At 34.9% G+C, this 14,088-nt stretch carries 17 protein-coding genes; all 17 read right to left on the minus strand.

What is annotated here, in order from left to right; all coding sequences use genetic code 11:
• Positions 1-10 precede the first annotated feature (10 nt).
• The 17 genes from FD688_RS03150 to atpD all read right to left on the minus strand — a co-directional run bounded on the left by FD688_RS03150 (position 11) and on the right by atpD (position 14,079).
• Complete coding sequence (locus FD688_RS03150; RefSeq protein ID WP_138741758.1) at positions 11-829, minus strand: helix-turn-helix transcriptional regulator; 819 nt, start codon at positions 827-829, stop codon at positions 11-13.
• 20 nt (positions 830-849) lie between these two features.
• Positions 850-1,404 carry a DNA-3-methyladenine glycosylase I gene (locus tag FD688_RS03155; protein ID WP_138741759.1) on the minus strand — a complete coding sequence of 185 codons (555 nt, stop codon included), beginning with the start codon at positions 1,402-1,404 and terminating at the stop codon, positions 850-852.
• A 138-nt stretch (positions 1,405-1,542) separates the two neighbouring features.
• Positions 1,543-2,643, minus strand: a complete 1,101-nt coding sequence (locus FD688_RS03160; RefSeq protein ID WP_053791639.1) for a D-alanine--D-alanine ligase family protein — start codon at positions 2,641-2,643, stop codon at positions 1,543-1,545.
• A gap of 70 nt (positions 2,644-2,713) precedes the next feature.
• Positions 2,714-3,475, minus strand: a complete 762-nt coding sequence (locus FD688_RS03165; RefSeq protein ID WP_138741760.1) for a hypothetical protein — start codon at positions 3,473-3,475, stop codon at positions 2,714-2,716.
• The gene (locus tag FD688_RS03170) at positions 3,475-4,341 is read right to left on the minus strand and encodes an ABC transporter ATP-binding protein (protein WP_190242893.1); all 867 of its coding nucleotides are present in this window, start codon (positions 4,339-4,341) and stop codon (positions 3,475-3,477) included. Before FD688_RS03170 ends, FD688_RS03165 begins: the two co-directional genes overlap by 1 nt.
• On the minus strand, positions 4,322-4,705 hold the full coding sequence (locus FD688_RS03175) for a GntR family transcriptional regulator (RefSeq protein ID WP_138741762.1): 384 nt from the start codon (positions 4,703-4,705) through the stop codon (positions 4,322-4,324). Before FD688_RS03175 ends, FD688_RS03170 begins: the two co-directional genes overlap by 20 nt.
• 99 nt (positions 4,706-4,804) lie before the next feature.
• Positions 4,805-5,629 (minus strand): MetQ/NlpA family ABC transporter substrate-binding protein, encoded by an 825-nt coding sequence (locus tag FD688_RS03180; protein ID WP_138741763.1) that lies wholly within the window; start codon positions 5,627-5,629, stop codon positions 4,805-4,807.
• A gap of 13 nt (positions 5,630-5,642) precedes the next feature.
• Entirely contained in the window at positions 5,643-6,278 is a 636-nt protein-coding gene (locus FD688_RS03185) for a methionine ABC transporter permease (protein WP_190242897.1), read from the minus strand.
• Positions 6,279-6,327: 49 nt separating this feature from the next.
• A complete protein-coding gene (locus FD688_RS03190) occupies positions 6,328-7,362 on the minus strand; it encodes a methionine ABC transporter ATP-binding protein (RefSeq protein ID WP_138741765.1) in 1,035 nt (344 codons plus the stop codon).
• 335 nt (positions 7,363-7,697) lie between these two features.
• Positions 7,698-8,900: an FtsW/RodA/SpoVE family cell cycle protein gene (locus FD688_RS03195; protein ID WP_138741766.1), complete on the minus strand. Its 1,203-nt coding sequence runs from the start codon at positions 8,898-8,900 to the stop codon at positions 7,698-7,700.
• A gap of 22 nt (positions 8,901-8,922) precedes the next feature.
• The gene (locus FD688_RS03200; protein ID WP_034532084.1) at positions 8,923-9,147 is read right to left on the minus strand and encodes a DUF2969 domain-containing protein; all 225 of its coding nucleotides are present in this window, start codon (positions 9,145-9,147) and stop codon (positions 8,923-8,925) included.
• A 46-nt stretch (positions 9,148-9,193) separates the two neighbouring features.
• Positions 9,194-9,469: a membrane protein insertion efficiency factor YidD gene (gene yidD / locus FD688_RS03205; RefSeq protein ID WP_080768519.1), complete on the minus strand. Its 276-nt coding sequence runs from the start codon at positions 9,467-9,469 to the stop codon at positions 9,194-9,196.
• Positions 9,470-9,495: 26 nt separating this feature from the next.
• Positions 9,496-10,491 carry a rod shape-determining protein gene (locus FD688_RS03210; RefSeq protein ID WP_054449825.1) on the minus strand — a complete coding sequence of 332 codons (996 nt, stop codon included), beginning with the start codon at positions 10,489-10,491 and terminating at the stop codon, positions 9,496-9,498.
• Positions 10,492-10,555: 64 nt separating this feature from the next.
• Entirely contained in the window at positions 10,556-11,863 is a 1,308-nt protein-coding gene (gene murA, locus FD688_RS03215) for a UDP-N-acetylglucosamine 1-carboxyvinyltransferase (protein WP_138741767.1), read from the minus strand.
• Positions 11,864-11,888: 25 nt separating this feature from the next.
• Positions 11,889-12,254: a DUF1146 domain-containing protein gene (locus tag FD688_RS07450; RefSeq protein ID WP_318530872.1), complete on the minus strand. Its 366-nt coding sequence runs from the start codon at positions 12,252-12,254 to the stop codon at positions 11,889-11,891.
• Positions 12,238-12,660, minus strand: a complete 423-nt coding sequence (locus FD688_RS03225; RefSeq protein WP_034532079.1) for a F0F1 ATP synthase subunit epsilon — start codon at positions 12,658-12,660, stop codon at positions 12,238-12,240. Before FD688_RS03225 ends, FD688_RS07450 begins: the two co-directional genes overlap by 17 nt.
• Before the next feature lie 12 nt (positions 12,661-12,672).
• The gene (gene atpD / locus FD688_RS03230; RefSeq protein WP_034532076.1) at positions 12,673-14,079 is read right to left on the minus strand and encodes a F0F1 ATP synthase subunit beta; all 1,407 of its coding nucleotides are present in this window, start codon (positions 14,077-14,079) and stop codon (positions 12,673-12,675) included.
• Between the last annotated feature and the right edge of the window lie 9 nt (positions 14,080-14,088).

A 14,088-nucleotide genomic window follows, 5' to 3' on the forward strand; every position in this document is an offset into this window, starting at 1 on the left:
AGGTCTTTTTTTATTCAACCGTCCAGTCATCATTGACTGCCAATGGATTGTTTTCGCTTAAAAATTGTTTCCAGTATTCAAAAACACCGTTGGGTTGATCTAACTTATCAAATTTGATGTCAATCCCCTTACTTTCGATACCAACAATACTTCGTAAAAACGCACGACATGATATTTTCTTTAAATAACTTGAATCATTTTTCAAATTCAATGTTGTGCAAATTGCATCAAGTTCACGGTATAAAATTAAGAATTGCATATCCTCAATGTCTGATTGACTCATCTGTTTGGTAATTTCAATTGTCTCAACCACATATTGATAAGCAATAGAGAATTTACTCATTGCAAAATAGTCAATCGCTAACATCCCCATAATAACCATTTTTTGCATGCTAATCTCATTTTTTTCATAGAAATTAAAGTTCAGTCTTTGGAGTTCATCAATCGATGCACTGTAATTTTGATTACTAAGTTGAACTGCAGCATGAATAATTTGGAAATACTTAATATCTTCCTTATCTTCCAATTTTTCTTCATACTTGTCCAATTTTTTCTGTATCTCGTCTGGAATACATAATGCTGCACAAAATGGAATGCTATCAATTTCGTAACTGGCCACTTTACTCTCGTTTTCAATCACCTTATCAATATCAAGTAACAATATCTTACAAATGTTTTTCACAACATATAAACTAATTTGGTGGTCATAACTACCATTTTCAATCTGACAAATCACTGGTTGAGTACAGGCAACTTGTTTAGCAAGCTGGCATTGAGTTATGTTTAAATTTTTACGTCGCTTCTTAATTAAAGTGCCGTTAATATTCATTCTAAAATCCTTTCTTTGAATCACACTTTAAAACTATCATTTAATTCTTTATGTCTAAAACAATCTAATTCATGATCATTAATCACCCCTACTGATTGAAAATATGAATATAGTGTTGTTGGCCCAACACGTTTGAATCCTGCATCCCTAAATTGTTTAACGTATGGTTTAATGAATTCCTTAATGTCATCTTTATTATTATCATTTAGTCCATCCATTTGCATAAAATCAAATGGTTCCCATGTTAAATGAACTAAATTATTGCTCATACAAGCCTTAGCATTTTCGACTGTGGCAATTATTTTGGCACGATTACGAATAATTGAGTCATCATTCATCAATCTTTCAATGTCTACATCATTAAAACAACTAATTTTCTCAACATCAAAATTTACAAAATCTTCTCTAAAAGCTTCCCTTTTACGTAAAACCGTTGACCATGATAATCCAGCTTGAAAAATTTCTAGCGTTAAACATTCAAATAATTCAGATAATTTTTTCTTTGGAACTCCCCATTCCTTATCGTGATAAACCAACATTTCAGCGCTATCACTAGCCCATGCACATCTTTTCATATTTCATAATTCCTTTCGGTGATTTTTACTCTATTACATACGCGTAAAAATACAATTTTTTTCGGTTAATTTAATACTTTCTTAAACAATTTTCCAACAAAAAAAGAGATAATCCAAATGATTACCTCTTTTTTATTATTATGATAATGGTTTGAAGTCGTGAATGATGTTGTTTCGACGATCAAATTCTTTATAAGCTAAATCAATTAATCTATCGATTAGTTCAGTGTAACTGATACCTGAAGCTTCCCATAGTTGTGGATATAGACTAATGTTAGTGAAACCAGGTAATGTGTTAACTTCTCCAAGGTAAGGAACACCTTCTTTAGATACTAAGAAGTCAATACGAGCTAATCCTTTTAGACCTAATGCCTTGTATCCGCGTAATGCTAAATCAGTGATTTCGTCTGATAGTGATTCTGGAATATCAACTGGAATATCAAACTTAACTTGGCTAGCATCAACAAACTTGTTGTCATAAGTATAGAACTTGTCTTCCTTAGGAACACGAATGGCACCAACTTGAGAAGCAATTGGTTTTTCGTTACCTAAGATTGAGATTTCTAATTCTTCTGGACCGTTGATGGCTTGTTCAGCTAAAATCTTGTAATCATATCTGAATGCATCCTTTAGTCCATCTTCAAATTCCTGTTCATTTGTTACCTTGTGAATACCAACTGATGAACCTTGGTTAGCTGGCTTCAAGAAAATCACGTCACCAAATTCGGCTTGTAATTTAGCATAAGTGAATTGATCTTTATTATCAGGAGTAATCAAGTGGTAGTTAGTATTTCTAACTCCTGCTAGGTTTAACATCTTCTTAGTAATGTCTTTATCAAAGCCCATTGCTGATTCCAAGATACCACTACCAACGTATGGCTTATGTAGTAATCTTAGAAGACCTTGGATAGTACCGTCTTCACCCAAGTTACCGTGAACGATTGGGAAGAATACGTCAATATCCTTAGTCTTTGATAAGTTTTTAATTGGGGCCAATGGATCAGAGAAGTCCAAGTTCTTAACAGCTTCTTCAACCACAGCATCTTCAGGTTCACCATCAAACACACGATGTGATGATTCATTATCTAAGATGATTCCTGTCTTAGTAATTAAGAATAAGCTAATATCGTACTTATCTTTATCCATTGCATCATAAATGTTATGAGCTGAACGTTTTGAAACATCATGTTCTGATGAATCTCCACCGAAAAGTAATGCTAAATGAGTCTTTTTCATCATTTTATACCGTCCTATCAATAATTCTTTGAAACTACATTATAACATGGTTTTATAGATTAAAGAATTCTTTTTACCTTTTTACTTGTTCTAATTTGGTGAATAATAAATTAAATAATGCTGCAATAATAGCTAAAACGATTGTGAATCCAATCAATGGATATGGTCTAGGAACTTTTGCGCCAATAGAAAAAATAAAGTTCAAAATTGCGTCCCCATTGATGTGAGCATAAAATCTACTAATTATTCTTTGTGAGCTATATTGAGTTAACAAATTAGTAAGAAACATATAACAAACTATCCCAATAGAGTAAAAGATTGATTTACCAATCTTATTCATTAAAGATGTCATAGTTCCAAAAGTGTTCATAACAATGAATATGAATAGCAATACCACATAGTCTGTAATAAACATTGAAATTGATTGGGCAAATACATTACTAAAAGCTTTACCATAGGCCTGATAATACAAGTAAGTTTCATTAGGTCCTATTTTCATGCTTATGAAGCTAATAATCAAGTTAACTACATTAACGATAAGAGCTGCTTTAGCAATAAAAAGCATCTTAGCTTTCCAAAATGTCTTACGTGAAATCCCATTTTGCATTGCCAATTTAAATCGTCTGTAATTGAAACTAATTCCAATCATGGTTACAACAGTAATGATATAAGGTGCCATGAAAAAAGTTTCTTTAAATTGATATTCAATAGGTGGTTGACCATCTACTACTGATAAAAGTCCGAATAAGATATAAACAACAGAAACGATTATTCCATACCATATGTATGGAATAAAGTCGTGGCAATATTGCTTTGCGAGTGCTTTTGTCTTCACTATAATCCCCCCCTATCCATAATATATACTAGTAGTTTTTGTAGTTTCATTTTTTCAATATCAACGGATGCTGGAACCTCTCTATCAGGAAGTTGATCCATAAAGTGAACGGTCTTGTAACGACCTAATTGTTCTTCATCCAATACCTTAACACCATCGATGTAGCTGTTAACATCTTCTGCTGGTCCTGAAACACTGTATGATTTTGATGATACTTCATCAATGCTTCCGTTCATCTTAATTACTCCGTCTTGAAGTAATAGTACATGACTGATAATACGGTCAATTTCATCAATAATATGGGTAGAAATGACAAATGTTCTTGGATTTTCACTGTATGTTTCAATCAAGTTACTTTGGAATATTTCACGATTTCTGGCATCCAAACCTAACGTTGGTTCATCCAACAAGATAAACTTGCAAGGAACACATAGTGAGATGATGATTTTAACAATTGATTGGTAACCGGTAGATAACTTGTTAAGCTTTTGGTTAATATCTAATTTAAATTCCTTAACCAACTTTGTTTGTAGTTCAACATCATAATCTTGATACATTGACTCAACAAAAGAAAAGATTTGAGAAACCTTATCCTTTTTAGTGTACATATCATCTTGGTTCATGAAGTAAATTTCGCTTAGTGCTTCATCATTTTCGTGGACTTCTTGTCCATCAAAAAGGACTTGTCCAGCTGACGGACGGTTATAATCAGCAATCATGCTCATTAGAGTTGATTTACCGGCTCCGTTTTCACCGAATAATCCATAGATTTCGTTTTCTTCTAAATTGAAATTAACTTCATTTAATAGAGGTTGTTTTGCAAACTTGAAACGTTTAGCTAAATGTTTAACTTCGATCTTGCTCATTGTCATATCCCCTCTTTACTAGTGCTAAAATATCGTCTTCAGATAGATGCAATTTCTTTGATTCATTGATTAAATTCAAAATGTAATCATTGTAGAAATGTTCCTGTCTTCGTTTAATAATTATCTCTTGAGCTCCTTGCTTCACAAAGGTTCCACGTCCACGACGTTTCTCTAACAAATCATTATCAACCAGCATGTTCATCCCCTTAAGAACTGTTGCTGGATTAATCTTAAATTGCTTTGAAATTTCTGTCGTAGATGGTACTTGTGCTCCCTCGTGAAAAGCACCAGTAAAGATTGCATCCTCTAATTGAGTAGCAACCTGAATAAAAATGGGCTCCGGACTATTAAAGTCAAATTGCATCCTTTTCACCGCCTATCTTTAGTTAATTACTTATGTAACTAACTATAAAGTTAAATTTTAAAAATGTCAATAAAAAAAAGCGTCTCAGACGCTTTTTAATTAGTAATTCTTAGCTGGTAGTACAGAACCCTTATAATGTTTTTTAATCCATTCTTGAGTTGATTTAGATTGTAAAACCTTAACCAATTCTTTGATGTCTTTTCTGTTTTGATCACCATTTCTAACGGCAACAATATTGAAGTATGGTGAGTTCTTTTCAGCCTTTTGTAAAGCAATTGCTTGCTTATCCGGTTGTAAACCACCTTGAACGGCGTAATTAGAATTAATTGCAACCGCATCGCCTTCACCATTGTTGTAAATCAATGGCATAATCTTTGGTTCATATCCAGTTTGGAAAACCAAATGTTTTGGATTATAAGCAATGTCACTGAAGTTGGCTTGAGTGATATCTACACCCTTTTTAATCTTGATTAGACCATTTTGTTGGAATAATTGAAGAATACGACCATAATCTGGTGCATTACTACTTACTAAGATGTGAGCGCCATTTTTAAGGTCTGAGAGCTTTTTGTACTTCTTGGAATAAATACCAATTGGTTCCAAATGAACAGCCCCAACGTTAACTAAATGACCATCATATTCCTTATTCCATTGATCTAAGAAAGCAGGAGTTTGGAAGTAGTTAGCATCCAATTGTTTACCAACCAAAGCACGATTAGGTAATACATAGTCCTGAAATGTAACGATATCTAACTTGATGCCTTTTTTTCTAAGTTCTGGTTCAATATGACGAAGAATTTGAGCATGGGGAATGTTAGAAGCCCCAATTCTAATAGTATTCTTTGCCTTATAGTTACCAGGACCCAGTAATAGTAAAACGATGAATAGAACAACGATTCCACCAAAGGATAAAAGCTTTTTCATTTTAATATCCCCCTTATAGTGTACGTTTATCGATTTTCTTAACTAGTAAGTCCCCAACTGTTTGAACGATTAGAACAATAATTAAAATAATAACGGTTGCCACTAAAGTAACAGTGTTGTTATTTGATTGGAAACCATCCAAGTATGCTAGGTAACCTAAACCACCAGAACCAATAGCACCAGCCATTGCAGTGTATGAAATCAATGAAATAGCAGTAACAGTTGCTCCCGAGATTAAAGCTGGAGTACTTTCTGGAAGTAATACTTTAAAGATAACATCCCAGTTAGTTCCACCCATTGATTTAACTGCTTCAATTACACCATCATCCACTTCTCTGAAGTTAGCTTCAACCATTCTAGCGTAAAATGGTGCAGCTGAAATAACTAGTGATGGAATTGCGGCCTTAGGTCCAATAATTGTACCTACAAGGTCCTTTGTGAATGGTAATAATAGTACGATTAAGATAATAAATGGAATTGATCTAAATACATTTACTAGAAAAGATACTACCCAGTTAATAATTTTCCAACCGAAACCTGATTTATTACGACTTTCAAATAACAATAGTCCTAAAATAATCCCTAATACAGCAACGATAATCATTGATAAAGCAGTCATCCAAACTGTTTCCCATGTTGCTTGTCTCATTGCACTCCAATTAACATTATTAAATTGGAAGTATGATTGAATTCCTTGATTAGCCACGGTTAATCACCTCTGCTTCCACATTTACTGATTTTAAGTATTCAACCGCCTTGTTTTGATCTTCAGGAGTTCCTAATAGTTGCAAAACAAGTGAACCAATGGAACCACCCTGTGTTTGATGAATACTTCCTTCGACGATATTTAATTCCAAAGAATCAAATTCTCGAATCATTTGTGACACAATTGGTTGTTGTGATTGATTACCCTTAAAGGTTAACTTAATTACCATTCCATTTGGATAGTTCTTAATAATTTCATCGACGGTCATACTCAAATCCTTAGCATTAGGATTGTCATCTTCACTAACGAAACGTTTAGTAATAGCTTGTTTAGGATTTTGGAAAATGTCATAAACATTACCAGATTCAACAACTTGACCATCTTGCATAACGGCAACTTTTGAAGCTGTCTTTCTAATTGCATGCATTTCGTGTGTAATCAAAAGAATAGTTAAATTTAACTTCTTATTGATTTCTAGTAATAAATCTAATATCTCATCAGTTGTTTGTGGATCCAATGCACTGGTTGCTTCGTCAGAAATAAGAATTTCTGGATCATTAGCCAATGCTCTAGCAATCCCTACACGTTGTTTTTGTCCCCCAGATAATTCAGAAGGATAATCATTTTCACGTCCCTTTAAACCAACTAATTCAATTAGTTTTTCAGCCTTTTGATGACGTTGTTCTTTATCGACACCAGCAATTTCTAATGGCAATTCAATATTTTGTTGGATAGTTCTAGACCAAAGTAAGTTAAAGTGTTGGAAAATCATACCAACCTTTTTACGTTGTGCCCTTAAATCCTTACTACTTAATTTTGCAATATCCTTACCATTAATTTCGATAGAACCAGAAGTTGGGGCTTCTAGACCATCTAACATTCTAACAAGAGTTGATTTACCAGCACCAGAATATCCGATGATACCAAAGATTTCACCATCGTTAATTTCTAGGTTAACGTCTTTAACAGCTGTTAGAATGCTTTTATCAAGTTTGTATTTCTTGTTAACATTCTTAAATCTAATCAAACTGTTTCTCCTCACTTTCAAATAAAAAAGCCTTCCGCACCTACTGATTTAACAGTAAAGGACGAAAAGCTCGTGTTACCACCTTTTATTCACTATTGCCTCACGACAATAGCCTCATAAGTATCTTTAATACTTGAGCAATATAACGTTTGCCAGACGATGTTAGTTTATCCCAAATTTCGCTAACTGATTATTTATCAAGACCATATTCGGTAATTACAAATAACTCTTTTTCACCAACCGAGCTCTCTTTGATATTCGTTAACTACCTACTCATCTTATAATCAAATTTTAATAAAGTATACAATTAATTAATGTACATGTCAATTCGTTAGCTATGAGAAGTCACGACTAGCACTGAACATGTATCCATAATTATGATACTGCATTGACATGACTAATCCAATCCCAATCATGTTTCCAATCAAGGCTGAACCACCCTGACTGACGAATGGCAAAGGAATACCAGTCAATGGTAATAATCCAATACTCATACCAATATTTTCAAATACGTGGAATAAAATCATCATGATAATTCCTGTTGAAATGTATGCGTAGTAAACGTTTTTAGTTTCAAAAGTAACCTTAATCATTCTATAAATCAAAACGAAATAAATTCCAATTAAAACTAATCCACCGATGAATCCAAAGTTTTCACCGATAACTGAAAAAATCATGTCTGATTCACGAACCGGAACGTATACGTGAGATACATTAAATCCAGTTCCACTGAATCCACCAGAACCAACGGCCTTAATACTTTGCCATAGTTGATAACCCGATCCAGCTAGATTTTCAGGATTTGATGGGTCCAACCAATCATTAACACGATCAAATTGGTAAGATTGAAAACCTAATGCTTCCAATATCTTTCTCCCACCACTGGTGATGACTAAAACTAAAGCAGTTCCACCAATCGTTGCAAATGCAGCGACTCCAGGAACAATGATTCTCCAAGTGATTCCAGATACAATAACTAATCCACCAAGCATGGCGAAGAAAACAAGCATTGTACCGAAATCATTTTCAATTTTTAATAACACACAGATTGGTAATGTCCATAAGATCATTTTTCCCAATAACAGTGCATCTGTTTTCAATGTGTGAACAGCGTAGTTTCTGTTATGCTCAACAATCACTCTTGCCAACATAACCACAAACGCTGGTTTCATAATTTCGGCCGGTTGAAAAGTCAACGGACCTAATTGGAACCAACTTTTGGCCCCTGTTTGAATAAAGTAATATCTACTGTACAAAACAAGTAACGATGCCAGTAACGTTAAAGCTCCCCAGTAAATAATTGGTGCAACTTTCCATAATTGTTCAGAATCAAATTGCATGATGATTATGATTAATACAGTTCCGATTGTATACCATACCAACTGTGTAATCATTTGCTTCACGATTGTTCCGGAATAAGAATCATGATTTACGGCAACATAAATTGCACCAATACCAATCAATGCTAAAAGGCCAACACAAATTATGATTGTCCAATCTAATCGAGAAGAATTGCTATCATTGTCACTATTAAACACTGCAAATCACCTCTAAATCATTTTAGCCCTTGTGTAAGTTGTATTGGCTAATTAATAATTCGATTCCTTCGTCTAAGGATTTGGCTTTAAATACATTGTCTTCATCAAAAACAGCTTCAAACTTTTCTTCATCAACTTGACGAATGAAGCCCACTTCTTGCTTTCCAACAAAAAGAACTTCGCGTTCTTCGCCGTTCACGTTCTTTGTATCTAAAGTAACTTCAATATTTTTCTTTCCCTTTGACATTTTGTCCTCCTAAAAATAAAAGTAGTCGATTCAAATATTTGATCGACTACTTTAAATTCATAGAACGTCGATAATCTTTCGACGCCCTCTTATTTCTAAAAATAGTAAAATGATCAGAAACCGGATCATAACCACCTTTGACAAAAGGATGACAACGTAAAATCCGTGCACACCCCATTACAAAACCTAATAATGCTCCGTGCTTTCTGACAGCATCGATCATATAAGTAGAACATGTCGGATAATAACGACAAGAGGCCGGTAATAGTGGTGAAATAAATCGTTTATATCCCATCACCAATTTTATCAGAAACTTTCTCATCAGTTATCACTTTCTTATATTAATCTTTATTTTTTGCTTTCTTGTTTGTTGATATGTTCAAGTAATGCACCTGCACCCTTAGCAACATTATCTAGAGGACTTTCAGAAATTAACACTGGCACAGTTAATTCTTTTGAAATGGCATGGTCGATTCCTCTTAACAAGGCACCACCACCAGTTAAAATAATTCCTCTATCCACAATATCAGAAGCTAATTCAGGAGGAACTACTTCTAAGACATCCTTAGCAGCATCAATGATTTGATTTACTGTATCTTCAATTGCCTTTTGAACTTCCTTACTGTTTAAAGTAATAGATCTAGGCATTCCACCAAGAACATCTCTACCACGTACTTCCATTTCCTTAACATCAGTTTCATTAGGGTCTGCAGTACCGATGGTAATCTTAATCTTTTCAGCGGTATGTTCTCCAATAACCAATCCGTGTTTGTCCTTTATGTAAGAAACAATATCTGTGTTCATTACATCACCAGCTACACGAATTGACTTACTTGCAACGATATCACCTAATGATAACACGGCGATGTCAGATGTTCCACCACCCATATCAATTACCATGTTTCCTTTTGGTTGGAAAATGTTCATTCCAGCACCAATTGCAGCAACTTTAGGTTCTTCTTCGATGTAAACTTTACCACCACCGGATTTTTCAGCAGCTTGGATAATTGCTTTTCTTTCGATGTTAGTAATGTTTGTTGGAGCACAAATCATGGTCTTAGGCTTTGACATAAAGCCCTTAACACTTAACTTGTTGATAAAGTATGTAAGCATTTTTTCAGTTACATCGAAATCTGAAATAACTCCTTCTTTTAGTGGTCTGATTGCACGAATGTTACTTGGTGTTCTACCAACCATTCTGTATGCTTCAGAACCAACTGCTAACAACTTGTTTGTTTTAATATCTACTGCAACTACTGATGGTTCGTTTAGCACGATTCCTTTCCCAGTTACGTAAATCAAAACATTAGCAGTACCTAAGTCAATGCCGATATCTTTTACCATTTCTCTCTTCCTCCTGAGTTAACTCATGTATTAAATATTATATCATATAGCTCTATAATTCATTTTATTCTTGCGAAGTTTTACTAATGAAAATTTCTTCATCATCTTTCATGTTAACTCTCTTAATGTCAGCACCCAATTTAGCTAACTTAACATGAAAATCGTAATATCCACGATCTAAATATTTTAGGTTTCTAACGATTGTAATACCGTCAGCAATTAATCCAGCAAGAACGAGTGCTGCAGCAGCTCTCAAATCAGTTGCAGCTACTTCCGCTCCGCTAAACTTAGTTGGTCCGTTTAAGACCACACTCTTACCGTTAATTCTAAACTTAGCGTTCATTCTAGCTAATTCATCCAAGTGCATAAAACGATTTTCAAAAACTGTTTCAATCAATAAACTACTACCTTGAGCAGCTAATTGTAAAACAGTCATTTGAGGTTGCATATCTGTTGGAAAACCTGGATATGGGAGTGTCTTTACGTCAACAGGCTTTAATTCGTCTGGACCAATAACACGAATTCCATTAGGTTCTTCCTTAACAGTAACACCCATTTCTTGCATTTTAGCGATTAATGGTTGATTGTATGATGCTTCTGCATCTTCGATCAAAATGTTACCGCGTGTCAAAGCAGCAGCTACCATAAAAGTACCTGCTTCAATACGGTCTTGTAGTACACTGTGATCTACACCGTGTAACTTACTTACACCCTTAATCTTAATTTTGCTTGTACCTGCTCCCATAACATTAGCACCCATCGCATTTAAGATGTTAGCTAAGTCAACGATTTCAGGTTCTTGAGCAACATTTTCGATGATTGTTTGGCCTTCTGCTAATGTGGCAGCCATCATAATGTTTTGAGTAGCACCAACACTTGGGAAGTCCATATAAATTTCGGCACCCTTTAAACCGTCTTCAGCAAAAGCTTCAACGTATCCATCGTGTTGTTCGATTTTGGCACCTAGTGCTTCAAAACCTTTCAAGTGAATATCAATTGGACGAGAACCAATTGCACATCCACCTGGCAATGCAACCTTAGCATGACCTAATCTGGCCAATAGTGGACCCATTACTACGATTGATGCTCTCATCTTTGAAACATATTCTAATGGAGCTTCGTATGAGATTTGGTTGGTAGCATCAAAACTCATTTGATTCTCATTAGTATTAAAGTCAACTTTTAAGTTCAAGAAGCGTAAAACTTCTTCCATTGTATATACGTCTGATAATAGTGGTACGTTGTTTAAAACTGTTTTTCCTTCACTGGCTAAAATAGTAGCAGCCATTATTGGTAGGACAGCATTTTTTGCACCTTCAATGTGGACGTTACCGGTAAGGCGTTGGCCTCCCTTAATCACGATTTTATCCACTGGTAACCCTCCAGTAATTTCAATTTTAATGATTTATTGTAATGTTTATTATCCATATAAAGAAAGATCCCGACACATATCCAATACAGATAGATAATAGAATTATTAAAATTCGGTACTGATTAATGTGCATTTTGACATATCTTTCTAGATGAATATCATTTAAACTCCAAAAAGCTAATCCAATAAAAAATAATTGGATAGCTAAATCTAAGAAAGAATTAATATTTGATGATTCCATAATATCTCCATTCTTTATAGCAACTATAACATAAAAAATGCTTTTTGTCTTTCTAATCTTTACTAAGTATTTATTAATTTGTTTTTTATTTATGTATAAAAAAAGGTCTGCATAAAAAATGCAGACCTCTTTCTTAATGTTTAGCAACATGAATTCGGTTAATAGCTCTTCTCAAAGCAACTTGGTTTCTTAGGATTTCTTGGTTATCATGCTTTTGTCTAGCGATTTCCAATGCTTTTTGAGCACGGTCTCTCGCAGCAGCGGCACGATCAACGTCGATATCCCCTTGCTTTTCGGCACTATCAGCAATAACAGTTAAGTTATTGTTTGAGAATTCAACGAAACCACCGTTAACAGCAATTTCATCTACATCTGAACCGGATTTTACTTTTACTTCGTCAACTTCCAATGAAGCTATTACGGGAACATGATTAGGCATAATTCCTAATTGACCACTCTTGGTTCTAACAATAACCAAGCGAGCATCTTCACGTTCATATACCTTACCATCAGGAGTAACGATACTAACGGTTAATACTGAGTTGTTATCAGCCAATTAGAACCCTCCTTAGTTGTTTTGCTTCATTTTTTTAGCATTTTCAACTACGTCTTCAATAGGTCCACAGTTTCTAAATGCATCTTCAGGAAGATCATCATACTTACCATCTAAGATAGCTTTGAAACTTTCAACAGTCTTGGCAACTGGAACATATCTACCTGGTAAACCAGTAAATGTTTCAGCAACACTAAAGCTTTGTGATAGGAAGAATTGAATACGACGTGCACGACCAACAATAGTCTTTTCTTCGTCAGATAATTCATCCATACCTAAGATAGAAATGATATCTTGAAGTTCATGGTATCTTTGCAATACTTGTTGTACTTCAGTTGCAACCTTGTAGTGTTCTTCACCAACAATTGATGGATCTAGTGCAGCTGATGTTGATGCCAATGGATCAACGGCTGGGTAGATACCTTGTTGAGTTAATGAACGTTCCAAGTTAGTTGTTGCATCCAAGTGAGCGAAAGTAGTTGCAGGAGCAGGGTCGGTGTAATCATCGGCAGGAACGTAAACGGCTTGAATTGAAGTAATCGCACCATTCTTAGTTGAAGTGATACGTTCTTGCAATTGACCCATTTCAGTAGCCAATGTAGGTTGGTAACCTACGGCTGATGGAATACGACCTAATAATGCGGAAACTTCAGTACCAGCTTGAGTAAATCTAAAGATGTTATCGATGAATAATAGAACATCGGTACCAACTTCATCACGGAAGTATTCCGCAATAGTCAAACCAGTTAAAGCAACACGCATACGTGCTCCAGGTGGCTCGTTCATTTGACCATATACCATGGCTGTCTTGTCCAAGACACCTGAACCTTTCATTTCAAAGTACATATCGTTACCTTCACGAGTACGTTCACCAACACCGGTGAATACTGAGATACCGTTATGTCCTTGAGCAATATTATGAATTAATTCTTGAATTAAAACAGTTTTACCAACTCCGGCACCACCGAACAATCCAACCTTACCACCACGAATGTATGGTGCTAGTAAATCGATAACTTTAATACCGGTTTCTAGAATTTCTGCAGATGGATTTAATTGATCGTAACTTGGAGCTTGTCTATGAATTGGCCAACGTTCTGTATCGTCGCCAAATTCAGGACCACCATCAATTGGTTCACCAAGAACGTTGAATACACGACCTAGAGTGTTTTCACCAACAGGAACTGAAATAGGAGCTTTAGTATTTTCAACTTCCATTCCACGACGTAAACCGTCAGTTCCATCCATGGCGATAGTTCTAACTACACCGTCACCTAATTCAAGGGTTACTTCTGTAACTAAAGTTTCATTATCATCTTTGTGTACACGAAGAGCGGTGTTGATGTCAGGTAATTCAACGTCCGTTGGGAATTCAACGTCAACGACTGGTCCAATAACTTGAATAATCTTACCAGTACTCATTTTCGTTAA

Source organism: Apilactobacillus kunkeei, assembly GCF_005930975.1.
Taxonomy (GTDB): Bacteria; Bacillota; Bacilli; order Lactobacillales; family Lactobacillaceae; genus Apilactobacillus; species Apilactobacillus kunkeei_E.